The organism is Amycolatopsis oliviviridis, from assembly GCF_014654365.1.
In the GTDB taxonomy this organism is placed as follows: domain Bacteria; phylum Actinomycetota; class Actinomycetes; order Mycobacteriales; family Pseudonocardiaceae; genus Amycolatopsis; species Amycolatopsis oliviviridis.
Genome location: NZ_BNAY01000005.1, coordinates 689,883 through 712,114, shown reverse-complemented (window position 1 = coordinate 712,114; position 22,232 = coordinate 689,883). Strand labels below are relative to the sequence as shown.

Genomic DNA, 22,232 nt, shown 5'->3' with positions numbered 1-22,232 from the left:
GTATTTTGGCCCTGCTCGCGGCGGGTGGTTTCGTGGTGGCCGGTTGTTCGGCCCCCGGGCCCGAAGAGGTGACCTTCTTCGCCGACGGGAAGACGGTGAACGTCGCCCCGCTGGCGTCCTGCGACGTCAAGAGCTCGCAGTGCGTCACCCGGCCCGAATCCACGGGCAAGCTGCGCGTCCGGCCGGGGAAGCCGGTGCAGATCTCGGTGCCGAGCGCGATCGCGGAAACGCCGTGGAAGGTCACGGTGCAGTACGTGAACGCGAAGGGCGAGCCGCAGGAACTGAAGCAGGACATCATCACGTCGCTGGACCGGTTCGCCTACACCGTGACGACGCCGCGACCCGACGACCAGATCCTCGTCGTCGAGGTCGCGCAGGCTTCGGTGATCAGCCAGACCGGGCGTCCGGAGGACGCGGAGGCGGTCACGACGGCGATCTGGTCTTTGCAGGTCGAGGCACCGGCCGTCTGAGACTCACCAGACGACATGAAAGGCCCCTTCATCGCAAATTTTGCGATGAAGGGGCCTTTCATAGCGCTTGCCGAGGGGCCGCCGATCAGGGATCGAGGTCCCGGGCGACGGCGCGCATGATCTCGGCGATCTGCTTGGTGTGCTTGCGGTCCGGGTAGCGGTTGCGCCGCAGATCCGGCTGCACCTTGAGTTCGAGCAGCTTGATCATGTCCTCGATGAGCCCGTGCAGCTCCTCGGCCGGACGCCTGCGCGCCTCGGCGACCGAGGGCGGCGGATCCAGCAGCCGGACGGAGAGCGCTTGCGGGCCGCGGCGGCCGTCGGCGACACCGAACTCGAGGCGCTGGCCCGCCTTGAGCCCTTCGACGCCCTGCGGCAGCGCGGCTTTACGGATGTAGACGTCGGCGCCCCCATCCTGGGTGACGAAACCGAAACCCTTCTCCGCGTCGTACCACTTGACCTTGCCGGTCGGCACTTCCCTCACCAATCCTTTGCTGTCCTGCTCACAACGAACGCGCCCGGGGCGTACCCAGGGCGCGCGTCGCATAAGCGTATCTCGACACATGCCCTGTGGAGAAGCGGATACCGGCGGATACCCTCTGCTTCATGGAGACCGCAGTTAAGGAGGCCGCTGTGGCCGTCCCCGAAAAGCCCCGGAAACCGATCCTCATGCGCGTGGGCATCGGCCTTTTCGCGCTGGGCATGATCGCCGTCACAGCGGTTTTCGTCATGTTCGCCGCCGGGCTGGAGAACCTGCCGGTGTGGCTGTCCGCCGCGGCGGGCGTCGTCACCCCGCTGGGTCTGGCTCTCGGCTTGATCGCCCTGGTGCGCGAAGCTCGCCGAAAGAGCTGAACCACGCGGGGAACTCGGTCAGGGAGTCGAACACCACGTCGGCCCCTTCCGCGAGCAGCTCGTCCTTCGTGCAGGGGCCCGTCGTGACACCGACGGGAACCGCCCCGGCCGCGAGCGCGCCGCGGATGTCGCCGAGGTGGTCCCCGACGTAGACCTGGGCGCCGTGCTCGGTGAGCGCGGCGGCCTTCTGCGTTGACCAGAGCTCTCCGACCAGGACGTCGACCTCCATGCCGAGGGCGTCCAGGTGGAGTTTCGCGTTGGGCCCGTACTTCCCGGTGACGACGACGGTGCGCCCGCCCGCCTCGCGGACCGCGTGCAGGGCTTCGGCCGCGCCGGGCAGCGCGACCGTCACCGGGACGACGGTCTCCGGGTACATCGCGCGGAACCGTGTCACCAGCTCGGGGATGCGCTCCTCCGGCGCCCCGAAGCCGCGCAGGCTGTCGTCGAGGGGCGGGCCGAGGTTGGCCGCGAAGAACTCGCCGTCCAGCGGCAGGCCGGACTCCACGCCGAGCGCGTTCATCACCGCGACCATGCCCGGCCGCGGATCGATCAGTGTCATGTCGAGGTCGAACCCCACGGTGATGCCCACGAGATCACGGTAGCCGCCGCCACCGACTGATTTACATAGGATGGGTTCTCGTCAACGCCTTTGACATGGACACGATCTGTGTCAAGCTGGGAATGTGGGCGAGATCACGAGCTTCTCCGATCGGACCAAGGCCTCTCTGCGGGAGGCACTGCTCGACGCGGCCACCGAGCTGCTCACCGAACACGGCTTCACGGCCTTGCGGATGGCGGACGTCGCGGCGCGCGCCGGGGTGAGCAGGCAGACCGTCTACAACGAATTCGGCAACAAGGCCTCGCTCGCCGAGGCCGTGGTCCTCCGGACGACGTCGGAGTTCCTGGAAGGCATCCGGCTGCGCGTCCAGGACGCGCCGCACCTGCTCGACGGCATCCGCGAGGCCGTCGTCTACACCATCGAACACGCGCGGGAGAACCGTCTGGTCGCCGCCGCGCTGGGAACCGGAGCCGGCGAGGACCTCCTTCCCCTGCTCACCACCAAGGGCGAACCGATCCTGACCGCGGCCACCGAGGTCGCGGCCGGGCAGTACCGCGAGTTCGAGCCGGCACTCTCCCCCGAATCCGCCGCGCTGCTGGCGGAGACCGTCGTGCGGCTTTCCCTGTCCCACCTCGTCATGCCGACGCATTCGGCCGACGAGGCGGCGGCCTCGGTCGTCGCCGTGCTGGCGCCGTCCGTCCGGGCGCTGACCACCGATTCGTCCACAATGGAGTGACACGAAGGGTACGTCATGACCGATACGCTTCCCGAGCTGCGGACCGGGTTCTCCTCGCTGCGTGAGGGCGGGCTGAACTGGGACTCGTTCCCGCTGCGGCTGTTCGCCAAGGGCAACAAGAAGTTCTGGAACCCCGCCGACATCGACTTCTCCCGTGAACGCGAGGGCTGGGACACCCTCAATCCGGAACAGCAGCGGTCGACGACGTATCTCGTGGCGCAGTTCATCGCGGGCGAAGAGGCGGTCACCGAAGACATCCAGCCGTTCATGCGGGCGATGTCCGCGACCGGCCGCTTCGGCGACGAGATGTACCTGACGCAGTTCTGTTTCGAAGAGGCCAAGCACACCGAGGTGTTCCGCCGCTGGATGGACGCCGTCGGCCTGACCACGGACCTGCATCCCTACGTCGCGGAGAATCCGCATTACCGCAAGCTTTTCTACGAGGAGCTGCCACAGTCGTTGCGCGCTTTGGAAGCGGATCCCAGTCCGCTCAACCAGATCCGCGCGAGCGTCACCTACAACCACGTCATCGAAGGCAGTCTCGCGCTGACCGGGTACTACACGTGGCAGCTGATCTGCACGCAGCACGACATCCTGCCGGGCATGCAGGAACTGATCCGCCGCATCGGCGACGACGAACGCCGTCACATGGCCTGGGGCACCTTCACCTGCCGCCGTCACGTCGCCGCGGACGACTCGCTGTGGGACGCGGTGCAGCAGCGGATGGGCGAGCTGCTTCCGCACGCGCTCGACATGATCCAGTGGGTGCAGGACCAGTTCGAGGAGATCCCGTTCGACAACGATCCGCAGGAGATCATCCAGTACGCGGCGGACCGGGCGCAGCGGCGGCTCGGCGCGATCGAGTCCGCGCGCGGGATGCCGGTGGAGCAGATCGACCTCGACTATTCGCCGGAGAATCTCGAAGAGACCTTCGGCGAGGAAGACGCGAAGGCGATCGCGGAGGTCGCCGCCAACTCCGCGGCCTGACGTTCTGTGAAGGCCTCCTTCCCTGCTTTGAAGGTAGGGAAGGAGGCCTTCACGGACCTACTTGGCGGGCCAGTAGACGGCGTGCGAGCGCTTGTTCTCGTTGTAGGACAGGCCGACGATCGTCCCGTTCGCGGTGATGTGGGTGGCGGTGCTGTAGTCGCCGCCCGGCAGGACGCCGAGGACCGTTCGCGTGCCGGCGGCGTCCCACTTGGCCGCGATGCCGTTCTCCAGCCCCACGACGGTCCCGGCGCGGTCGATGTCGTTGCCCAGTCCGCTCTCGGCCGAGAGCGTCGTCCGGGTTCCCGCCCGGTTCCACTTCACCGGGCTCGTCGTGCCGAACACCAGGTAGCCGCCGCCGGCGGCGACACCGGCGTTGTTGACCGCGCGCGCCCAGCCCGGGTCCCGCTCCGGCCAGTCGAGCGAGGTCATCCGCCCGTCGCGCTCCCACCGCACGGGCTTCGGCTCGCCGTTCACGTCGGCGCTCCCGACGATCACGCCGAAGTCGTTCATGTCCTCCGGGGTGCTGTTCGGGTTGCCCGGGGAAAGGTCGGTGATCGTCCCGGCGAGATCCCAGCGCACGACGTGGTTGTTCCCGGCGGAGTCGGTCGCGGTCCCGGCGATCGTCCTGCCGTCCGGGGTGATCCATTCCGCGGAAGAGTAAGCCCCGGAAGGCAGCCCGCCGAGATCCACCACCTTGCCGTCCGGGTTCCATCGGACGGCGTGCATCGTCCCGTCCGCCGCGCGCCCGGCCCCGACGATCACCCCGCCGTCGGTGATCGCGTTCGCGATCGCGTAATCCCCGCCGGGCAGGTAGGGCAGCGCGGTGACGGCCCCGCCGGGCGACCATTTGACCGCGGCCTGGTTCCAAGCGGCGTCCTTGTGGGCCCAGCCGACCGCGACCCCGTCACGGTTGACGTCCGTCGCCTTGCTCTGCTCCCCGCCCAGCCCCGGTAGCGCGGAGATGCGGCCCTGCGCGTCCCATTTCGCCGCGTGGTACTTGATCTGACCTTCGAGCGGCGTCGAAGAGCCGACCATGACCCCGGCGTCGTTGACCGCGTTCACCTCGCTGTACTGGTCCCCCGGCAGCGTTCCGAGGTCGATCGGCGCGATCGCGGGATCCGCGGCCGCCACTCCCGGCACGACCAGCGGCAGGACCGCCAGCGACACACCCAAAGCGAGAATTCGCCTGCTCAGCTTGTGTGACATGTCTTCTCCCCTTCGCGGCGGTTCGGATCCACCGCGAAGGGGACACGCGCGACAACTGTGACAGGTTGCCTCGAAGTGTCAACTTGGGCTGAAGGCGCCCATGCCCACGTCCAACGCGGCGAAGGGCCCTTTCACCGCATCGCATGCGGTGAAAGGGCCCTTCGGCTCCCTTACGGTCAGAGCCCGATAGCGCCGAGGGTGCCGCTCAGGACGCCCTGGTCATGGCCGCCGTCGGTGCTGGAGTGGGTCTCGCTGGATCCGGCACCGTCCTGGCCCGCCCAGCCGCTGTGCTGCCGGTACTGGCTGCCGCCGTTCTCGCCGGCGGTGGCGGAGGTGCTGCTGTTCGCGGCCCCGTCCGGCCCCGCGGCCGCCGAGTGCTCGTGGAACGAACTCGACCCGCGATGGGTGTCGGACTGCACGCTGTGCGTCGCTGCGCCGTCCGGTCCGGCTTGGACCTCGGTGCTGCCGAAGCTGTCCGCCGAGGCGATGCCGGCAGCTCCGAGCGTCAGCGGCAGCGCCAGTGCCGAAGCGACCAAGGTGCGGCGAATCGTACGCATGTGAGTTCCCCTTTTCCTTACGGTTACGGGATTTTCGTTCAGGACGCTGTCACCGTCCTGATCACAGGCTGCCCGCCGTCGCGGGAACTCATGCGTCCGAAAGCGGTGAACGATCACACCGCGCGAGTGGCCCATCCGACCCGGGCAGGCCTCCGAAGGCGCGGTCAGGCGTGCTTCGTGGCGGCCGCCGCCTCCAGGCCGAGGATGCTGATCGACCGCTCCCGCATCTCGACCTTCCGCACCTTGCCGGTCACCGTCATCGGGAACTCCTCGACGACGTGGACGTAGCGCGGGATCTTGTAGCGCGCGAGCTTCCCCTCGCAGAACCCCCGCACCGCTTCGGCCGTCAGCGGCGCCGCGCCCTCGCGCATGCGCACCCACGCCATCAGTTCCTCGCCGTACTTCTCGTCCGGGACGCCGATGACCTGCGCGTCGAGGATGTCCGGGTGGGTGTAGAGGAACTCCTCGATCTCGCGCGGGTACAGGTTCTCCCCGCCGCGGATGACCATGTCCTTGATCCGGCCGGTGATGTTGACGTACCCGTCCGCGTCCATGATCGCGAGGTCGCCGGTGTGCATCCACCGCGCCGCGTCGATCGCCTCGGCCGTCTTGTCGGCCTGCTCCCAGTAGCCGAGCATCACCGAGTAGCCGCGGGTGCAGAGTTCGCCCGGCTCGCCGCGGGGCACGGTCAGCCCGGTCTCCGGATCGACGACCTTGACCTCCAGCTGCGGCCCGACCCGCCCGACCGTCGACACCCGCCGCTCCACCGAATCGTCCGCGCGGGTCTGCGTGGACACCGGTGAGGTCTCGGTCATGCCGTAGCAGATCGACACCTCCGCCATGCCCATCCGGTCGATGACCTGCTTCATCACCTCGACCGGGCAGGGCGAGCCCGCCATGATCCCGGTGCGCAGCGAGGACAGGTCGTGCGAGCCGAAGTCCGGGTCGGCCAGTTCGGCGATGAACATCGTCGGAACCCCGTACAGGGACGTGCATTTCTCGGCCGCGACGGCTTCGAGGGTGGCCTTCGGCTCGAACGCGGGCGCCGGGATGACCATGCACGCGCCGTGCGTCGTCGCCGCGAGATTGCCCATCACCATGCCGAAGCAGTGGTAGAAGGGCACGGGGATGCACACCTTGTCGGCTTCGGTGTAGTTGCAGAGCTCGCCGACGAAGTAGCCGTTGTTGAGGATGTTGTGGTGGCTGAGCGTGGCGCCCTTGGGGAAGCCCGTGGTGCCGGAGGTGTACTGGATGTTGATCGCGTCGTCCGCCGAGAGCTCGCCCTGGCGAGCGGCGAGCCGCGCCGGGTCGGCGGCACGTCCGTTCTCCAGCAGTGCCGTCCACTCGGCGCTTTCGAGCAGCACGACGTGTTCCAGTCCGGGGCACTTCGGGCCCGCTTCGGCGATCATGCCCGCGTAATCCGAGGTCTTGAACGACGACGCGGCCACGATGAGCTTGATCCCGGCCTGGTTCAGCACGTACTCGAGTTCGTGCGAGCGGTACGCCGGGTTGATGTTGACCAGGATCGCGCCGATCTTCGCGGTCGCGTACTGGACGCAGGTCCACTCCCAGCGGTTCGGCGACCAGATGCCGACCCGGTCGCCCTTGGCGATCCCGAGGTCCAGCAGGCCCAGCGCGAGCGCGTTCACCTCGGCGGCGAGTTCGGTGTAGGTCCAGCGTTTTCCCGCCGCGCGGTCGACGAGCGCGTCCCGGTCGCCGAAGGCGGCGACGGTGCGATCGAAGTTGTCGCCGATGGTGTCCCCCAGCAGCGGGGTGTCCGAGATTCCCGATGCGTAGCTCGGTACTGCGGGGGCGTCGGGCATGGAGACTCCTGCGTTCGGCGGTAGCGACGCGTCGAGTCTAGGAATGTGGCGTGACCGCGGCCACCTGCAAGTGGAGACGTCGACCGGCCTCCCCGCCACAACACTTCCACAACATCCCCACTGACGACGGCGCGCACCATCGGAACCCGGCGTCCGGCGGAGGATCTTCCGCCACGCTTTTCGGAAAGGGAATGGAAATGGCTATACCCCATCCCGCTCGCCGTCGTCACTTCTCGCGGCGGAGAGCGGCCGTCTCGGTCATCGCGGTCACGGCCACGGTGCTGGCGGGTACCGTCGCCGGGCTCGCGTCCGGTCCTGCGCTCGCTTCGAGTCACCGGGAAGCCCCGCTGATCTCGGAAGACCCGCCCGCGGACAACACCGACGTGTACGCGTTCGTCAGCCCGGACAAGCCGGACACCGTGACGCTGATCGCGAACTGGTACCCGTTCGAGGAACCCAACGGCGGGCCGAACTTCTACCCGTGGGCCACCGACGCCCACCACGACATCAACATCGACAACGACGGGGACGCGAAGGCGGACCTGACCTACCGGTGGGACTTCCGCACCGAAGACCGGCGCGGGAACGACACCTTCCTCTACAACGACGATCCGGTCACCTCGCTGGACGACGAGGACCTGTTGTTCCGGCAGACCTACACGCTCTCGGTGATCCACCGGGACACCGGGCGGACCACGAACCTGGTCACCAACGGGAAGGTCGCGCCGTCGAACGTCGGCGCGGCGTCGATGCCGAACTACGGCACGCTCCGGAACCAGGCGATCACCGCGGTCCCCGGTGGCGGCCAGACGTTCGCCGGGCAGGCCGACGACCCGTTCTTCCTCGACCTGCGGATCTTCGACCTGCTCTACGGCAAGGATCTGTCCGAGGTCGGGACGGACACGGTGGCGGGCTTCAACGTGAACACCTTGGCGTTGCAGGTGCCCAAGAGCGCGCTGACACTCGCGAACAGCCCGACCCGGAACCCCGTCATCGGCGTCTGGAGTGACACCGAGCGCACTTCGATCACGTTGCGCACCCCCGGCGCGCAGCGCTCGTTCGGCCCCGACGTCCAGGTTTCGCGGCTGGGGAACCCGCTGGTGAACGAGGTCGTCGTGCCCGCCGGGCTGAAGGACCGGTTCAACTCGCTCCTGCCGGAGCAGGACCGGGCGGTGCCCGCGCTGGTGAACAAGGTGCTCAACCCGGAGGTGCCGGACCTCGTCCAGCGGATCTACGGCATCCCCGCGCCCGCCAAGCCGCGAAACGATCTGTTCGAGATCTTCCTGACCGGGATCACCAAGAAATCCGGTGATCAGATCAACCTGGATCTCAACTCGCAGCTCAACAACGCCGACGTCGACCCGGCGCGGTTCGCGCCGTCGGAGCAGCTGCGGCTGAACACGTCGATCCCCGTCACCGCGCAGCCGAACCGGCTCGGCGTCCTCGGCGGCGACCTCCAAGGGTTCCCGAACGGCCGGAGGCTGGCCGACGACGCGCTCGACATCAGCGTCCAGGCGCTGGAAGGCGCCGCGGTCACCGGCATCGTCAAGGCACTCGCCGCGGGAGACCGGGTGGACCGCAACGACGTCCAGTTCGGCGCGAAGTTCCCGTACGTCGCCCTGCCGAACACCAAAGCGGTGAACTCGTCCAGCCGCTGACTCCCCTCCCTCGAGGTGGCCGCCGTCGCGACGGCGGCGGCCACCGCACCCCCGACCTCCGGAAGGCCGACCCGATGTCACGCGACATCCCCGAAAGCACGACAGCCACCAGCCGCCCTCGCTTCAGGAAGCCCCCTCGCCGGGCCGTTCTCGTGGTGGTCTTCAGCGCGAGCCTGCTCACCGTCGGGGCCGTCGCGCTCGTCCCGGCCGATCCGCCCGCGGCCGTCTCGGAAGGAGCGCCAGGGGGTGCGAGCACCCTCGACAGGGCGATCCGGACGGCGGAAGCCAAGCTGGCGAAAGGCGGGCAGGATCCACAGGCCTGGGCCGAACTCGGCGCCGCCTATGTCGAAATGGGGCGGGTCAAGGCCGACCCCGCCTACTTCCCGAAGGCCGAGGAGGCGCTGCGGAAGTCCTTGGCGCAGCAGGCGGACGGCAACGGGATCGCGCTCGCGGGCATGGGCGCGCTCGCCAACGCGCGGCACGACTTCGCCGCCGCCCGCGACTGGGGCGAGAAGGCCAAGGCCGCGCTTCCGTACAACGCCGAGGTCTACGGCGTGCTCAACGACGCCTACACCCAGCTCGGGGACACCGCGGCCGCCACCGACGCGTTGCAGCGGATGCTCGACCTCAAGCCGGGCGTCTCCTCGTTCACCCGCGCCGCCTACGAGTTCGAGATCCACGGCCGGGTCGACGACGCCCGGCGCGCACTCGATCGCGCGCTGGCGGACGCCATCGATCCCGGCGACGTCGCCTTCTGCCGCAACCTGCTCGGCGAGCTCGCCTTCGAGAACGGGGACCTCGACACCGCGGAGCGCCATTTCGAGGCGGGCGGGCGCGCGGTGCCGACGGATACCTCGCTGCAGCAAGGAAAAGCCAAGGTCGCGGCGGCACGCGGGCAGACCGGACGAGCCCTCGCGGGGTATCAGGACCTCGTGGACCGCCAGCCGAACGTGGGGAACCTGCGCGAGTACGCCCTCCTCCTGACGTCGGCGGGCGCGCCGGACGCCGCCGCGCGCCATTACGAACTCTTCGAGGAGCAGCGACGGCTCGAAGTCGACTCCGGTGCGAACGTCGACCTCGAAGCGTCACTGGTCGCCGCGGACCGCGGCGACGCCGTGCAGGCGCTCCGGTACGCGCAGGCGGAATGGGGCCGGAGGCAACCCGTGTTCGTCGCGGACGCCCTGGCCTGGGCGCTGCACCTCAACGGACGGGACGCCGAGGCCCTGACCTACGCCGATCGCGCGGCGAGCACCGGCTGGCGCAGCGCCACGTTCGCCTACCACCGCGGCATGATCCTCGCCAGGCTCGGCCGGAACGCCGAAGCCGTCAAGGCGCTCGGCGAAGCCCTGCGCATCAACCCGAACTTCTCCGTGACCGACGTCCGGACGGCACGCGCCACGCTGGCGAAACTGGGAGGTGCCGGATGAGCGGGCGTACGACCGCAACCGTACTGGGCACACTGCTCTTCTGCGCCGTCGTCGCGGCCTGCTCCGGCTCGTCCCCCGACCCCGGCCCGCGATTCGACGACGAGACCGCCAACGGCGTCGTGACCGAGCTGACCTGCATGAAGCACCAGCCGCGGGCACCCGGTCCCCGCTACACCGACGACAACATCCGGCGCACCGACGAGACACTCGCCCTGCTCCGCTACTACACCGCGAACGGGGCCAAACCCTATTGCGACGGCAACGAACTCACCGAGATCGACCGGCAATGGATCGACGTCTACCTCGGGCTGGGCGCGGACGAGGCGAAAGTCGAACGCCCGTGACCTCCGGCGCGGGGAGACCCGCGACACCTCGGGGGAAACCCGGAGGCCGGGTCCGGCCGTGCCCGATATCGTCGAAGACATGCGCCTCTACATCGTCGATGCCTTCACCTCCGAGGCCTTCGCCGGTAACTCCGCCGGCGTCGTGCTGCTGGACTCCCCGGGCGACGCGGGCTGGATGCAGTCCGTCGCCGCCGAGCTGAAGCACGCCGAGACGGCCTTCGTCGAGGTCGGTGGCGAAGGCCCGAAGTCGCTTCGCTGGTTCACGCCGGAGACCGAGGTCGACCTGTGCGGGCACGCGACGCTGGCGACCACGCACGTCCTGGGCGGCGAGCAGACCTTCGCGACGAGAAGCGGCGAGCTGCGCTGCCGGGCCGAGGACAGCTGGGTGTCGATGGACTTCCCGTCGGATCCGCCCCGCGAGTCGGACGACGACCTGTCGTCGATCCTGCCGGGCCTTCGGTTCGACTACGTCGGGCGCAGCCTCCAGAACCTGTTCGCGGTGGTGGACGACGCCGCCGTGGTGCGCTCGCTCGCGCCGGACCTGGCCGCGCTGCGCGCGCACTGGACCGGACGGCTGATGGTCACCGCCCCGGGCGACGTCGAAGGGATCGACTTCGTCACCCGGTTCTTCGCGCCGGGCGTCGGCATCGACGAAGACCCGGTCACCGGGTCCGCGCACTGCGTCCTCGCGCCGTACTGGGCCGCTCGCCTCGGCCGGGACGAGCTCGTCGGCGAGCAGGCCTCGGCGCGCGGTGGCATCGTGCGCATGAGTCTCGAAGGTGACCGCGTCCTGCTCTCGGGGCAGGCGGTCACCGTGGCCAGTGGGGAGTTGCACGTCTGATGCGCCTGATCCTGAACGTCATCTGGCTCGTGCTGTGCGGCCTGTGGATGGCACTCGGCTACATCGTCGCCGGCGTCATCTGCTGCATCCTGATCGTCACCATCCCGTTCGGGCTGGCGTCGTTCCGGATCGCGGCCTACGCGCTCTGGCCGTTCGGCCGCACCGTGGTGGACCGGCGCGACGCCGGGGCCGCGTCGACGATCGGCAACGTCATCTGGTTCCTCTTCGCCGGGCTGTGGCTCGCGATCGGGCACGTGCTGACCGGGGTCGCGCTGTGCATCACGATCATCGGGATCCCGCTGGGCGTGGCGAACTTCAAGATGATCCCGGTGTCGCTGATGCCGCTGGGCAAGGAGATCGTCGAACTCCCGTAAGACGCTCCGGCCGTGCAATGAAGGACGCTTTCATAGCAAAATTTGCTATGAAAGCGTCCTTCATTGCGCTTGCGCGTGGGGGGTGGGGAGGGGTGAGGCTCAGTCCTCGGGCTCCCAGGGCAGCGAGATGATGAGGCAGGGGCCGCCGACGAACAACCCGCCGTCGATCCCCAGCGCCTTCCCGCCCGCATAGAGGTACGGCCCCTCGATCTGCGTGGGGTGGATCCCGAGCTGGTCGGCGATGACGCTGTGCCCGTGCACGATCCGCTCGCCGCCGAGCCGGTCCATGAGCTGCTGCGCGACGTCGGCGCCGTCCGGCCCGCGGAAGGCGTAGCGCGTGGTCATCCGCCGCCACACGTCCCACCAGGCCTGGATGTCGCTGCCTTCGAGGATCTCGCGGCCGCGCGCGTTGATGCCGTCGATGTCCTCGCCCCAGTCGAGGTACTCGAGCGTGTCCGAATGCATCAGCAGGTGGTCCGCGGCGAGGGTCAGCATCGGGCGCGACGTCAGCCATTCGATGTGCTGCGGGGTGAGCCTGTCCTGGTCGGCGAGCAGCCCGCCGTTGATCTCCCAGCTGCGGGCGAAGCTGCGCGGCCCGAAGTCGGACGGCACCTCCGTGTCCCCGAAGTGGTACATCCCGAGCAGCAGGATCTCGTGGTTGCCCAGCAGCGTCCCGCAGTGCCCGCCCGCCGCCGCGGCCTGGCGTTCCAGCCGCATCACCAGGTCGATGACGCCGACGCCGTCGGGGCCCCGGTCGACGAAGTCGCCGAGGAACCAGAGGGTCGCTTCACCACCGGCCCAGTCGTCGTCGGAGTCGAGCAGCCCCTTCTCCCGGAGCGCCTCGGCCAGCTCGTCCCGGTGTCCGTGCACGTCACCGACCACGTAGGTCGGGGGCGCGGGCTGATCGTCGTGCATCTTGTGACGATAAGCCCTCCGCCCGCCGCCGCGTCGTTCAGCCTTCGCCGAACGGGTCACCGGTCCGCCCGACGAGATCGGCGATCGAGTCGATGATCTTGGTCGGCCGGTACGGGTAGTGCTCGGCGCTCTCCCGGCTGGAGATGCCGGTCAGCACCAGGATCGTCTGCAATCCGGCCTCGATTCCCGAGTGGACGTCGGTGTCCATCCGGTCGCCGATCATCAGCGTCGACTCCGAATGCGCGCCGAGCCGCCGCAGCGCGGAGCGCATCATCAGCGGGTTCGGCTTGCCGACGTAGTACGGCGAGCGGCCGGTCGCCTTCTCGATCAGCGCGGCGACCGAGCCGGTGGCGGGCATGGAGCCCTCCATGCTCGGGCCGGTGGCGTCGGGGTTGGTGGCGATGAACTTCGCGCCGCCCTCGATCAGCCTGATCGCGCGGGTTATCGCGCTGAAGCTGTACGTGCGCGTCTCGCCGAGGACGACGTAGTCCGGGTCGCGTTCGGTCAGCACGTAGCCGACCTCGTGCAGCGCGGTGGTGAGCCCGGCCTCGCCGATCACGAACGCCGAGCCGTTCGGCCGCTGCGACGCGAGGAACTTCGCGGTCGCCAGCGCGGAGGTCCAGATGGCCTCCTCGGGGATGTCGAGACCGGTCCGCTCAAGCCTCGCCCGCAGGTCACGCGGGGTGTAGATCGAGTTGTTGGTCAGCACCAGGAAGCCGATGTCGTTGGCGCGCAGTTCCTTGAGGAACTCGTCCGCGCCGGGCACGAGGTGCTCCTCCTGCACCAGCACGCCATCCATGTCGCTGAGGTATGTCCAACGGCGCTCGTTCATAGGTCCCACCCTAATGATCGGCGACGGCGTGAACAGCCACCGAGGCCGCCTTGACCGAAAGATTGACCGGTGTGCCGGGTTCGAGCGCCAGTTCGGCGACCGCGGCGGGGGTCAGGTCGGCGGCGAGGCCCGCCGCCCAGCCGTCGCCGCGGGACCGGACGCGGATCACCGGTCCGTGGGGTTCGAGCGCGTCCACGAATCCCTCGACGGTGTTGCGCGGGCTTCCCCGGTGCTCGCCGTCCTTCAGGTACACGGCGACGGCGCTGGGCGGGAACACCGCGACCGCCGCTTCGCCGTCGGCGACGTCGTCCGCCGGGATCCCGGCCAGCGACAGCCCTCCTGACGTGCGCAAACCGCCTTCGACGGCGGTTCCGGGCACCAGGTTCAGCCCGGCGATCCGCGCGGTGAACGCCGTGCGCGGCGCGGACAGGACCTTGCGGGTCTCCCCGCGTTCGACGATCCGGCCACCGTCGAGGACGGCGACGTGATCGGCCAGCGCCAGCGCGTCGAGCGGGTCATGGGTGACCAGGACGGTCGGCGGTCCGGTCCGCAGGACGCGGCGAAGCAGGCCGCGGATGGCGGGCGCCGCGTCGACGTCGAGAGCGGCAAAGGGCTCGTCGAGCAGCAGAAGTCCCGGCTCGGCCGCCAGGGCCCGCGCGATCGCGACCCGCTGCGCCTGCCCGCCGGAGAGCTGCGCGGGACGCCGTCCGGCCAGGTCGAGCGCGTCCACTTCGGTCAGCCACTCGCGCGCACGCCGCTTCGCCTCGGCACGCCCGGCGCCGGTCGAGCGCGGCGCGAAGGCGACGTTGTCCAAAGCGGACAGATGCGGGAAGAGCAGGGCGTCCTGGGACAGCAGGCCGATGCCGCGCGCGTGCGGCGGCAGGCCCGCCAGGCCCCGGCCTGCCAACGTGATCCGCGCGCGATCGGGCCGGAGCAGACCGGCCAGGCAACCGAGCACACTGGACTTCCCCGAACCGTTCGGCCCGAGCAGGGCGAGCACGCCGCCGTCGGGGACTTCGAACCCGACGTCCAGGGTGAACTCGCCGCGCCGGAGGACGATCTCGGCATCGAGAGTCACGAGCGGACTCCTTCGAGCGCGCGCGGCCGGGCCAGCGCGATCACCGCGACGGCGACCAGGATGAGCAGCAACGCGAGCGCCACGGCGCTGTCGACGTCGACCTCGGCCTGGGTGTAGACCTCCAGCGGCAGCGTCCGGGTGACACCTTCCAGACTGCCGGCGAAGGTGATCGTCGCGCCGAACTCGCCCAGCGCCCGCGCGAAGCTCAGCACGATGCCCGAACCGAGCGCGGGCAGCAGCAGCGGCAGCGTGACCCGGCGGAACACCGTCCACGGCTTCGCGCCCAGTGTCGACGCGACCCGTTCGTACCGGTCACCGGCGCCACGGAGGGCTCCTTCGAGGCTGACCACGAGGAACGGCATCGCGACGAACGTCTGCGCGATGACCACCGCGGCCGTGGTGAACGGCACCTGCTCGCCGGTCAGGGCGGTCACCAGGACACCCAGGAAACCCTTGCGGCCCAGCAGGTACAGCAACGCCAGGCCGCCGACCACCGGCGGCAGGACCAGCGGCAGCAGGACCACCGCGCGCAGCACGCGGACGCCGCGCGCCCCCGACCGCGCGAGCACCACGGCGAGCGGGACGCCGAGCAGCACGCAGGCCACAGTGGACAGTCCCGCGGTGATCAGGGAGAGCTTGAGCGCGTTCAGCGAGGACGTCGAGGTGATGAGGCTCGGGAAGCGGGTCAGGTCCGAACGCGCCAGCAGGCCGACGACCGGCAGCACCACCAGCGCCAGCGCGCAGATCGCCGGCGGCCAGAGCACCCACGGGACCCCGCCTCCCGCGTTCAGTCCTCTGGATGCGGTACTTGCGCGTACATCTACCGCATCCAGAGGACGAAATGCGGGATCAGGGCGCGCCAAAACCGACCTTCGCCAGTTCCTTCTTGCCCTCGGCGCCGAGGATGAAGTCGGTGAACTGCTTCGCCAGAGCCGCCTGGGGAGCGTCCTTCACCACCGCGATCGGATAGTCATTGATCGCGCCCGCCGACTCGGGGAAGTCCACTTTGTCCACCTTCGCCGCCGCGGACGTCGCGTCGGTGACATAGACGAGTCCGGCGTCGGCGTCGCCCGTCTGCACCTTCGCGAGCACCGACTTGACGTCCTGCTCCTCGCTCGCGGGCTTCAGCGTGACCCCGGACGACTGCTGGACCTTCTTCGTCGCCGACCCGCACGGCACCTGCGGCGCGCAGACGACCACGGTCAGCCCGTCCTTCGCGAGATCCGCCAGCCCCTTGATGCCCTTGGGGTTGCCCTTGCCGACGGCGATGGCGAGCCGGTTGGTGGCGAACACCGAAGACTGCCCGTCGATCACCTCACCCTTCGTGGCTTTGTCCATATTGGCCTGATCGGCGGAGGCGAACACGTCCGCTTTCGCGCCCTGGGTCAGCTTCTGGACCAGGGCCGAGGAGCCCTCGAAGCTGAACTTCACCGTCACCCCGGCGTGCTGCGCCTCGAACTGCTTGCCCAGCGCGCCGAAGGACTCGGTCAGCGACGCCGCGGCGAACACGGTCAGCGTCTTGGCCTCCGCCTGCCGGGCGGCGGGCTCCTCGGAACCACAGGCCGTCGCGGCCAGTGCCAGCGCGAACAGGACAGGGACGAGTCTCCTCATCGGCTTCCTTCCGGGGTTTCGATCACGACGGTGGTCGCCTTGACGACGGCGACCGCGAGCACCCCGGGCCGCAGCCCGAGTTCACGGACGGCTTCGGCGCTCATCAGGGAGACCACGCGATGCGGGCCGCATTGCAGTTCGACCTGTGCCATCACCTTGTCCGTGACGACCTCGGTGACCAGGCCGACGAACCGGTTGCGCGCGGAGCGGCCGACGTTCGAAGGATCCTCGGGCTGTTCGGCCTGCGTCTTGGCGAACGCGGCGAGTTCGGCGCCGTCGACGACCTTGCGGCCCGCCGAGTCGTCGAACGCGGTCAACTGGCCGGCGCGGACCCAGCGGCGGACGGTGTCGTCGCTGACGCCGAGCAGACGAGCGGCTTCAGACAACCGGAATTGCGGCATGACCGGAAGGTTACTTCCGCAGATGCGGAAAAGCTACGGACGAGAGGAATTGCCGGGCAGTTCGTCCCGGAGGCCATCCAGCACCGCGCTCTGGAAACGTTCGAGCACTTTCCGTTCCTCGGGAGAGAACTCCTCAAGCACCGTCTTCATGTTCGTGTACGCGGATTCGAACAGCGGCGCGTGGCGCTCCATGGCACCGGGAACGACCTCTATCAGGACTTTCCGGCGGTCGGCGGTGTCGCGGACGCGGCGGGCGAGACCCGCCTTCTCCAGCCTGTCCATGACGCCGGTCACAGCGCCTGTCGACAACCCGGTCAGTTCGGCGATCCTGCCCGCTGTCAACGGTCCCGGCGTCTGGCCCGCCAGTTCGAGCACCTTGTGATCGGTGGCCGACAGCCCCATCCGCTCGGCGATCCTGGCGTGCCGGAGCACGGTCAAGGTGCTGCTTTCCCTGCCGAGGTGGGCGAACCGGGCCAATTCCTCCGCCGAAAGCGGATATTTCACCATCCGGAAACCCTTCGGGAAGAAACCGATTCGCTGCGAATGGGGCAGAATATCGAGGCGAAGCGAAGCTTCTCCTTTGAGGGTGGCGGCGGGGGCATGGATGGACAGTCGGCTTTCGCCCGCTTCGGGGTTAGTCTGGTGGTAATGACAGCAGTCGATCTCGGGTTTCCCCGTGTCCCCGGTACACGCGGCCGCCCCAGCGTGCCCAGGCCGGACAACCCCGCTCTGATCGACACCTTCGGCCGCGTGGCGACCGACCTGCGGGTGTCGCTCACCGACAAGTGCAATCTGCGCTGCACCTACTGCATGCCCGCCGAAGGGCTGGAGTGGATGCCGAGCGCGGACGTGCTGACCGACGACGAACTCGTGCTCCTGCTGCGGATCGCCGTCGAACGGCTCGGGATCACCGACATCCGGCTCACCGGCGGCGAACCGCTGCTGCGGCAGGGACTGGAGAAGATCGTCGAGCGGATCGCGTCGCTCGAACCGCGGCCGCGGCTTTCCATGACCACCAACGGGATCGGGCTCGCGAAGCGCGCGAAACCGCTCGCCGACGCCGGGCTGGACCGGATCAACGTGTCACTGGACACCGTCGACCGCGCGCTGTTCGAGACGATCACGCGCCGCGACAGGCTGTCGCACGTACTGGCGGGCATGGCCGCCGCGCGTGAGGCCGGACTGGACCCGGTGAAGGTCAACGCGGTGCTGATGCGCGGGCTGAACGAGGACCAGGCCGTGCCGCTGCTGAAGTTCTGCCTCGCCGAGGGCTACCACCTGCGATTCATCGAGCAGATGCCGCTGGACGCGCAGCACGGCTGGAACCGGCGCGACATGATCACCGCCGAGGAGATCCTCGGCATGCTCGGCGAGGAGTTCTCGCTGTCGCCGTTCCCCGCCGCGCGGGGCGGGGCGCCCGCCGAACGCTGGCTGGTCGACGGCGGCCCCGGCGACGTCGGCGTGATCGCGTCGGTGACGCGGCCGTTCTGCGGCGCCTGCGAGCGGACGAGGCTGACGGCCGACGGCGCGGTGCGCTCCTGCCTGTTCAGCAACGACGAGACCGATCTGCGAGCCCTCGTGCGCGCGGGCGCGCGCGAAGAAGAGGTGGCGGACGCCTGGCGGGCGACCATGTGGGGCAAGCTCGCCGGGCACGAGATCAACGAGGCCGGCTTCGCGCAGCCGATCCGGCCCATGAGCGCGATCGGCGGCTGACATGGTGACCATCGTGGTGCGGTACTTCGCCTCGGCCCGCGCGGCCGTGGGCCTCGACGAGGAGAAGGTGGCCCTGCCGGACGGCGCCCGCGTCGCCGACGCCGTCGCCCACCTGCGCGAACTCCACCCGGAGAAGCTGGCGAAGCTGCTCGACGCGGTCTCCTATCTCTTGGACGGCGTCGCGGTGCGGGATCTCACCAAGCCCCTGAGCGACGCGTCCGAACTGGACGTCCTGCCCCCGTTCGCCGGAGGCTGACCCGGAGTTCACCGTCCGGACGCCGAAGCCACCGAGGATGCGCCAGTGATCACTCCCCGCCGTATCCTCGCCGCGCTGCTCGTCGCGGTCGCCGCCACGAGCCTGGCCACCGCGCCGGCCTCCGCCCACGAACGCGGTGTCCGGCCGCTGCCGCAGGCGCACAGCCACAACGACTACGAGCACACGCGTCCGCTCCAGGACGCGCTCGACCAGGGCTTCACCAGTGTCGAGGCCGACATCTACCTGGTGGACGGGCAGCTGCTGGTCGCCCACGACCTCGCGGACACCCGGCCGGACCGCACCCTGGAGTCGCTCTACCTGGAGCCGCTGCGCAAGCGGGTCCTCGCCAACCACGGCGTGGGCGTCTACCGGCAGCGAGCGGAGTTCCAGCTGCTGATCGACGTCAAGGGGGACGCGAACAGCACCTACGCGGCCCTGGAGAAGCGGCTGTACGACCCGCGCTACTCCTTCCTCTTCTCTCTGTACGCGTTCGGGCACGTCCAGAAGCGGGCCGTCACCGCGGTGATCTCCGGCGGGCGGCCCAAGGACGTGATGCTCGGGCAGAAGTTCCGGCTCGCCTTCTACGACGGCCGCGTCAAGGACGAGAACGACCTCGGCATCGGCTCGGACCGCCGGGTGACCCCGCTGGTCTCCGACTCGTGGACGGGACTGTTCACCTGGACCGGCGCCGGTGAATTCCCGGCCGCCGAGCGCGCGAAGCTGCGCGAAATCGTCGAACGGGCGCACAAGGCGGGCCAGCGGGTCCGTTTCTGGGCGACGCCGGATGCGCCTGGACCTGCGCGTGAGGCGCTTTGGAAGGTACTGGCCGCCGCCGGAGTCGACCACCTGAATACGGATGACCTGTCAGGGCTGGCGAACTTCTTGAGGGCTCGCTAAAGTGCGCGGCCCATTCGCGCGCGAAGGCGCACGAATGGGCCAGTCATCCCTTAATCCACGTGATGCAAGCCTCACGATCCGTGAATTATCTCGGCCAGGAAACGGTCCGGTAACGGCCATCTGACCTGCACAAACAGTCGAATCGCCAGAGGTTGCGTGCTGTTACTGTGACGTAGGTCACGGCTCGAATAATTTCCGTTGGGCTCGTTCGTTACGTACCGTCGCTTTTCGGTTGGCCCCGACCGACCGCGCAACACCGGGAACCCGTAGCGCCTAGCCCTGTCCGACGGATTCCCGGACCCAACCCCGAGCGAAAGCATTTCCGGACAGGGACGAGGGGACCGAGCCGACGCGTCGTGCGTCAGGCGAAGTCAGCCGGCCTGAAACGGCCGGCCAGACCCACGGGTCTTCCCTCAGCACCGGCTCGTAGGCGCAGGGAGCGAGATTTACTCACATGTCTTACCGAGGCAAGCACCGCAAGATGTCCGCCGCCACCCGTCACATCGCTCGCGTTGCCATTGCGGGCGTCGCGGTCGGCGCTCCCCTCGCGATCGCCGCGACCCCCGCGTCGGCGACCAACTGGGACGCCATCGCGCAGTGCGAGAGCAGCGGCAACTGGAACACCAACACCGGTAACGGCTACTACGGTGGTCTGCAGTTCTCGCAGAGCACCTGGCGTGCCTACGGTGGCACCGGCAGCGCGCACAACGCCTCGCGCGAGCAGCAGATCGCCGTCGCCGAGCGGGTCCTCCAGGGCCAGGGCATCGGCGCGTGGCCGCACTGCGGCAAGAAGGGCGGCTCCGCCAGCCCCGCCAAGGCCAAGTCGACCGCCCCGAAGGCCACCAAGAAGGTGACCCCGAAGAAGTCGACCGCTCCGGTCCAGAAGCAGCAGCAGGCGCCGGCTCCGGCCGCCAATGTCGCGAACTCCAACCCGGCGGGTGACTACACCGTCGTGGCCGGCGACACGCTGTCCAAGATCGCCTCCAAGTTCAACGTCCAGGGCGGCTTCCAGAAGCTGCAGGAGCTGAACAAGGAATACGTGCCGAACGCCGACTTCATCGTCGTCGGTCAGAAGCTCGCCACCAAGTGAGCTCTTGAGCACCGGTAAGTCGTGATGCCCGCGGGATTCCCCGCGTGGCCACGTCACGGCTGACAAGGCCCCACCGCGCCATTCCCCCGGCGGTGGGGCTTTGTCGTGTCTCGAGGGCTCCCGCGTGCAATGAAGGGGCCTTTCATAGCAAATTTTGCTATGAAAGGCCCCTTCATTGCAGTCGCTCACGACCGGCGCGACACCCGGTCACCCGCTACGGCGAGTTGACCCACTCGTCGCTGCCGTCGCTGAAGTGCTGGTGCTTCCACACCGGCAGCCGCGCCTTGACCTCGTCGACCAGCTCCGAGCAGGCGGCGAACGCCTGGCCCCGGTGCTCGGCCGCCACTGCGCACGCCAGCGCGACGTCCCCGATGGCCAGCGCGCCCAGCCGGTGGCTCACCGCGACCGCCCGCACGCCCTCCCACTTCCTGGAGAGATCCGCGACGACCTCCGCGAGCACCTCCGAGGCGGAGGGGTGGCCCTCGTAGGCGAGCCGTTCCACCGACCGGCCGCCGTCGTGGTCCCGCACGACCCCACCGAAGGTGACGACGGCGCCCGCGGCCGCGTCGTCCACCAGCCGGGCGTGCTCCTCGACCGAAAGCGGCTCGTCGACCACCGCGGTCCGTGCGACCCGAACGCTCACTGCTGTGCCTCCCGTGGGTGGTCGCCGCCCGCCAGCTGGTCGACGGCGTGGTCGAGGATCCCGTCCAATACGCCCAGGCCGTCCTTCACGCCGCCGCGTGAGCCGGGCAGGTTCACCACCAGGGTCCGCCCGGCGACGCCGGCGACCCCGCGCGAGAGCACGGCCGTGGGCACCTTGGGCAGTCCGGCGGCCCGGATCGCGTCCGCGACGCCGGGGAGTTCGTAGTCGAGGACGGCGCGCGTGACGTCCGGGGTGCGGTCCGTCGGCGAGATGCCGGTGCCGCCGGTGGTCACGATCACCTGGACCCGGGCCGCGACGGCGCCCCGCAGGGCCTCGCCGACCGGTTCCCCGTCCTCGACGACCACGGGTTCCGGCACGTCCCAGCCCCGTTCGGCGAGCCAGGCCGTGATGACCGGACCGGTCGTGTCCTCGTAGACACCCTTCGCGGCGCGGTTCGACGCCACGATCACCCTCGCGACCCGGTTCACGGCCGCTCCCAGGTCCCGGTCTTGCCGCCGTCCTTGCGGATCAGGCGGACGTCGTCGAGGGTCGCCGCCGGATCGACGGCCTTGATCATGTCGTGCAAGGTCAGCCCGGCGACGGCGACGGCGGTCAGCGCCTCCATCTCGACGCCGGTGCGGTCGTTCGTCTTCGCCGTCGCGGTGATGTGGACGGCGGTCTCGTCGAGGGCGAACTCGACCTTCACCCCGGACAGCGCGATCTGGTGGCAGAGCGGGATCAGCTCAGGCACCTTCTTCGCGCCCATGATGCCCGCGATCCGGGCGGTCGCGAGGGCGTCGCCCTTGGGGAGCCCGTCCGTCGCCAGCAGGCCGAGCACCTCGGCCGTGGTGTGCACGGTGCCGCCCGCCAGCGCGGTGCGGGCGGTGGGCGTCTTGCCGGAAACGTCGACCATACGGGCGGCGCCCGTATGGTCGACGTGGCTGAGTTCACTCACGCCCAGCAGG

General features: G+C 69.3%; 26 protein-coding genes and 1 pseudogene. 13 read left to right on the top strand and 14 right to left on the bottom strand.

Features of this window, described 5'->3' with window-relative positions:
- The first annotated feature begins 5 nt into the window (after positions 1-5).
- Positions 6-470 carry a DUF2771 family protein gene (locus IE302_RS25080; RefSeq protein WP_191256950.1) on the top strand — a complete coding sequence of 155 codons (465 nt, stop codon included), beginning with the start codon at positions 6-8 and terminating at the stop codon, positions 468-470.
- 85 nt (positions 471-555) lie between these two features.
- On the opposite strand, the gene IE302_RS25075 is transcribed toward IE302_RS25080, so the two are convergent.
- Positions 556-942, bottom strand: coding sequence for a cold-shock protein (locus IE302_RS25075; RefSeq protein WP_007033367.1), 387 nt, complete (start codon positions 940-942; stop codon positions 556-558).
- A gap of 131 nt (positions 943-1,073) precedes the next feature.
- On the opposite strand from IE302_RS25075, the gene IE302_RS25070 reads away from it, so the two are divergent.
- The gene (locus IE302_RS25070; RefSeq protein WP_077241208.1) at positions 1,074-1,319 is read left to right on the top strand and encodes a hypothetical protein; all 246 of its coding nucleotides are present in this window, start codon (positions 1,074-1,076) and stop codon (positions 1,317-1,319) included.
- Here the strand turns inward: IE302_RS25070 and IE302_RS25065 are convergent.
- Positions 1,255-1,908, bottom strand: coding sequence for an HAD family hydrolase (locus tag IE302_RS25065; RefSeq protein ID WP_191256889.1), 654 nt, complete (start codon positions 1,906-1,908; stop codon positions 1,255-1,257). The genes IE302_RS25070 and IE302_RS25065 overlap by 65 nt on opposite strands.
- A gap of 94 nt (positions 1,909-2,002) precedes the next feature.
- Between IE302_RS25065 and IE302_RS25060 the strand changes: the two genes are divergently transcribed.
- Positions 2,003-2,614, top strand: coding sequence for a TetR/AcrR family transcriptional regulator (locus IE302_RS25060; protein WP_191256888.1), 612 nt, complete (start codon positions 2,003-2,005; stop codon positions 2,612-2,614).
- Positions 2,615-2,629: 15 nt separating this feature from the next.
- Positions 2,630-3,601: a R2-like ligand-binding oxidase gene (locus IE302_RS25055; protein WP_191256887.1), complete on the top strand. Its 972-nt coding sequence runs from the start codon at positions 2,630-2,632 to the stop codon at positions 3,599-3,601.
- A 57-nt stretch (positions 3,602-3,658) separates the two neighbouring features.
- Here the strand turns inward: IE302_RS25055 and IE302_RS25050 are convergent, their stop codons facing one another.
- From IE302_RS25050 to IE302_RS25040, 3 genes are all read right to left on the bottom strand, one after another.
- On the bottom strand, positions 3,659-4,807 hold the full coding sequence (locus tag IE302_RS25050; RefSeq protein WP_191256886.1) for a hypothetical protein: 1,149 nt from the start codon (positions 4,805-4,807) through the stop codon (positions 3,659-3,661).
- Between the two features lie 176 nt (positions 4,808-4,983).
- Positions 4,984-5,364 (bottom strand): hypothetical protein, encoded by a 381-nt coding sequence (locus tag IE302_RS25045; RefSeq protein ID WP_191256885.1) that lies wholly within the window; start codon positions 5,362-5,364, stop codon positions 4,984-4,986.
- 164 nt (positions 5,365-5,528) lie between these two features.
- A complete protein-coding gene (locus IE302_RS25040; protein ID WP_191256884.1) occupies positions 5,529-7,187 on the bottom strand; it encodes an AMP-binding protein in 1,659 nt (552 codons plus the stop codon).
- Positions 7,188-7,384: 197 nt separating this feature from the next.
- On the opposite strand from IE302_RS25040, the gene IE302_RS25035 reads away from it, so the two are divergent.
- The 5 genes from IE302_RS25035 (at position 7,385) to IE302_RS25015 (ending at position 11,831) form a co-directional block, all read left to right on the top strand.
- On the top strand, positions 7,385-8,845 hold the full coding sequence (locus IE302_RS25035; RefSeq protein WP_191256883.1) for a DUF4331 domain-containing protein: 1,461 nt from the start codon (positions 7,385-7,387) through the stop codon (positions 8,843-8,845).
- Between the two features lie 74 nt (positions 8,846-8,919).
- Positions 8,920-10,272: a tetratricopeptide repeat protein gene (locus tag IE302_RS25030; RefSeq protein ID WP_191256882.1), complete on the top strand. Its 1,353-nt coding sequence runs from the start codon at positions 8,920-8,922 to the stop codon at positions 10,270-10,272.
- On the top strand, positions 10,269-10,616 hold the full coding sequence (locus IE302_RS25025; RefSeq protein ID WP_191256881.1) for a hypothetical protein: 348 nt from the start codon (positions 10,269-10,271) through the stop codon (positions 10,614-10,616). Before IE302_RS25030 ends, IE302_RS25025 begins: the two co-directional genes overlap by 4 nt.
- A 79-nt stretch (positions 10,617-10,695) precedes the next feature.
- On the top strand, positions 10,696-11,457 hold the full coding sequence (locus IE302_RS25020; protein ID WP_191256880.1) for a PhzF family phenazine biosynthesis protein: 762 nt from the start codon (positions 10,696-10,698) through the stop codon (positions 11,455-11,457).
- Complete coding sequence (locus tag IE302_RS25015) at positions 11,457-11,831, top strand: YccF domain-containing protein (protein ID WP_191256879.1); 375 nt, start codon at positions 11,457-11,459, stop codon at positions 11,829-11,831. The genes IE302_RS25020 and IE302_RS25015 overlap by 1 nt, the downstream gene beginning before the upstream one ends.
- A gap of 99 nt (positions 11,832-11,930) precedes the next feature.
- Here the strand turns inward: IE302_RS25015 and IE302_RS25010 are convergent, their stop codons facing one another.
- The 7 genes from IE302_RS25010 to IE302_RS24980 all read right to left on the bottom strand — a co-directional run bounded on the left by IE302_RS25010 (position 11,931) and on the right by IE302_RS24980 (position 17,175).
- Positions 11,931-12,746: a metallophosphoesterase gene (locus IE302_RS25010; RefSeq protein ID WP_191256878.1), complete on the bottom strand. Its 816-nt coding sequence runs from the start codon at positions 12,744-12,746 to the stop codon at positions 11,931-11,933.
- A gap of 37 nt (positions 12,747-12,783) precedes the next feature.
- Complete coding sequence (locus IE302_RS25005; protein ID WP_020631842.1) at positions 12,784-13,578, bottom strand: HAD-IIA family hydrolase; 795 nt, start codon at positions 13,576-13,578, stop codon at positions 12,784-12,786.
- Positions 13,579-13,588: 10 nt separating this feature from the next.
- Entirely contained in the window at positions 13,589-14,656 is a 1,068-nt protein-coding gene (locus tag IE302_RS25000; protein WP_191256877.1) for a sulfate/molybdate ABC transporter ATP-binding protein, read from the bottom strand.
- A complete protein-coding gene (locus IE302_RS24995; protein WP_191256876.1) occupies positions 14,653-15,420 on the bottom strand; it encodes an ABC transporter permease in 768 nt (255 codons plus the stop codon). Before IE302_RS24995 ends, IE302_RS25000 begins: the two co-directional genes overlap by 4 nt.
- Positions 15,421-15,505: 85 nt before the next feature.
- Positions 15,506-16,267, bottom strand: a complete 762-nt coding sequence (gene modA, locus IE302_RS24990; protein ID WP_191256875.1) for a molybdate ABC transporter substrate-binding protein — start codon at positions 16,265-16,267, stop codon at positions 15,506-15,508.
- Positions 16,264-16,668, bottom strand: a complete 405-nt coding sequence (locus IE302_RS24985; protein WP_191256874.1) for a TOBE domain-containing protein — start codon at positions 16,666-16,668, stop codon at positions 16,264-16,266. The genes modA and IE302_RS24985 overlap by 4 nt, the downstream gene beginning before the upstream one ends.
- A 33-nt stretch (positions 16,669-16,701) precedes the next feature.
- Positions 16,702-17,175, bottom strand: a complete 474-nt coding sequence (locus IE302_RS24980) for a MarR family transcriptional regulator (RefSeq protein ID WP_191256873.1) — start codon at positions 17,173-17,175, stop codon at positions 16,702-16,704.
- Between the two features lie 141 nt (positions 17,176-17,316).
- On the opposite strand from IE302_RS24980, the gene moaA reads away from it, so the two are divergent.
- From moaA to IE302_RS24960, 4 genes are all read left to right on the top strand, one after another.
- Positions 17,317-18,381 carry a GTP 3',8-cyclase MoaA gene (gene moaA, locus IE302_RS24975; protein WP_191256872.1) on the top strand — a complete coding sequence of 355 codons (1,065 nt, stop codon included), beginning with the start codon at positions 17,317-17,319 and terminating at the stop codon, positions 18,379-18,381.
- Between the two features lies 1 nt (position 18,382).
- Positions 18,383-18,637, top strand: a complete 255-nt coding sequence (locus tag IE302_RS24970) for a MoaD/ThiS family protein (protein WP_191256871.1) — start codon at positions 18,383-18,385, stop codon at positions 18,635-18,637.
- A gap of 45 nt (positions 18,638-18,682) precedes the next feature.
- Positions 18,683-19,534: a phosphatidylinositol-specific phospholipase C/glycerophosphodiester phosphodiesterase family protein gene (locus IE302_RS24965; protein WP_191256870.1), complete on the top strand. Its 852-nt coding sequence runs from the start codon at positions 18,683-18,685 to the stop codon at positions 19,532-19,534.
- A 454-nt stretch (positions 19,535-19,988) separates the two neighbouring features.
- On the top strand, positions 19,989-20,624 hold the full coding sequence (locus IE302_RS24960; RefSeq protein WP_191256869.1) for a transglycosylase family protein: 636 nt from the start codon (positions 19,989-19,991) through the stop codon (positions 20,622-20,624).
- 214 nt (positions 20,625-20,838) lie between these two features.
- On the opposite strand, the pseudogene IE302_RS43195 reads toward IE302_RS24960, so the two are convergent.
- Positions 20,839-21,755: pseudogene (locus IE302_RS43195) on the bottom strand (molybdenum cofactor biosynthesis protein MoaE).
- The gene (gene moaC, locus IE302_RS24945; protein ID WP_039917570.1) at positions 21,752-22,222 is read right to left on the bottom strand and encodes a cyclic pyranopterin monophosphate synthase MoaC; all 471 of its coding nucleotides are present in this window, start codon (positions 22,220-22,222) and stop codon (positions 21,752-21,754) included. The pseudogene IE302_RS43195 and the gene moaC overlap by 4 nt, the downstream one beginning before the upstream one ends.
- Positions 22,223-22,232: the final 10 nt, after the last annotated feature.

Excerpts from the sequence above, each read along its gene's own strand:
- IE302_RS25070 (WP_077241208.1), top strand. The coding sequence starts at position 1,074 with ATGGAGACCGCAGTTAAGGAGGCCGCTGTGGCCGTCCCCGAAAAGCCC.
- IE302_RS25055 (WP_191256887.1), top strand. The coding sequence starts at position 2,630 with ATGACCGATACGCTTCCCGAGCTGCGGACCGGGTTCTCCTCGCTGCGT.
- IE302_RS25050 (WP_191256886.1), bottom strand. The coding sequence starts at position 4,807 with ATGTCACACAAGCTGAGCAGGCGAATTCTCGCTTTGGGTGTGTCGCTG.
- IE302_RS25045 (WP_191256885.1), bottom strand. The coding sequence starts at position 5,364 with ATGCGTACGATTCGCCGCACCTTGGTCGCTTCGGCACTGGCGCTGCCG.
- IE302_RS25040 (WP_191256884.1), bottom strand. The coding sequence starts at position 7,187 with ATGCCCGACGCCCCCGCAGTACCGAGCTACGCATCGGGAATCTCGGAC.
- IE302_RS25035 (WP_191256883.1), top strand. The coding sequence starts at position 7,385 with ATGGCTATACCCCATCCCGCTCGCCGTCGTCACTTCTCGCGGCGGAGA.
- IE302_RS25030 (WP_191256882.1), top strand. The coding sequence starts at position 8,920 with ATGTCACGCGACATCCCCGAAAGCACGACAGCCACCAGCCGCCCTCGC.
- IE302_RS25025 (WP_191256881.1), top strand. The coding sequence starts at position 10,269 with ATGAGCGGGCGTACGACCGCAACCGTACTGGGCACACTGCTCTTCTGC.
- IE302_RS25020 (WP_191256880.1), top strand. The coding sequence starts at position 10,696 with ATGCGCCTCTACATCGTCGATGCCTTCACCTCCGAGGCCTTCGCCGGT.
- IE302_RS25015 (WP_191256879.1), top strand. The coding sequence starts at position 11,457 with ATGCGCCTGATCCTGAACGTCATCTGGCTCGTGCTGTGCGGCCTGTGG.
- IE302_RS25010 (WP_191256878.1), bottom strand. The coding sequence starts at position 12,746 with ATGCACGACGATCAGCCCGCGCCCCCGACCTACGTGGTCGGTGACGTG.
- IE302_RS25005 (WP_020631842.1), bottom strand. The coding sequence starts at position 13,578 with ATGAACGAGCGCCGTTGGACATACCTCAGCGACATGGATGGCGTGCTG.
- modA (WP_191256875.1), bottom strand. The coding sequence starts at position 16,267 with ATGAGGAGACTCGTCCCTGTCCTGTTCGCGCTGGCACTGGCCGCGACG.
- IE302_RS24985 (WP_191256874.1), bottom strand. The coding sequence starts at position 16,668 with ATGCCGCAATTCCGGTTGTCTGAAGCCGCTCGTCTGCTCGGCGTCAGC.
- IE302_RS24980 (WP_191256873.1), bottom strand. The coding sequence starts at position 17,175 with ATGGTGAAATATCCGCTTTCGGCGGAGGAATTGGCCCGGTTCGCCCAC.
- moaA (WP_191256872.1), top strand. The coding sequence starts at position 17,317 with ATGACAGCAGTCGATCTCGGGTTTCCCCGTGTCCCCGGTACACGCGGC.
- IE302_RS24970 (WP_191256871.1), top strand. The coding sequence starts at position 18,383 with ATGGTGACCATCGTGGTGCGGTACTTCGCCTCGGCCCGCGCGGCCGTG.
- IE302_RS24960 (WP_191256869.1), top strand. The coding sequence starts at position 19,989 with ATGTCTTACCGAGGCAAGCACCGCAAGATGTCCGCCGCCACCCGTCAC.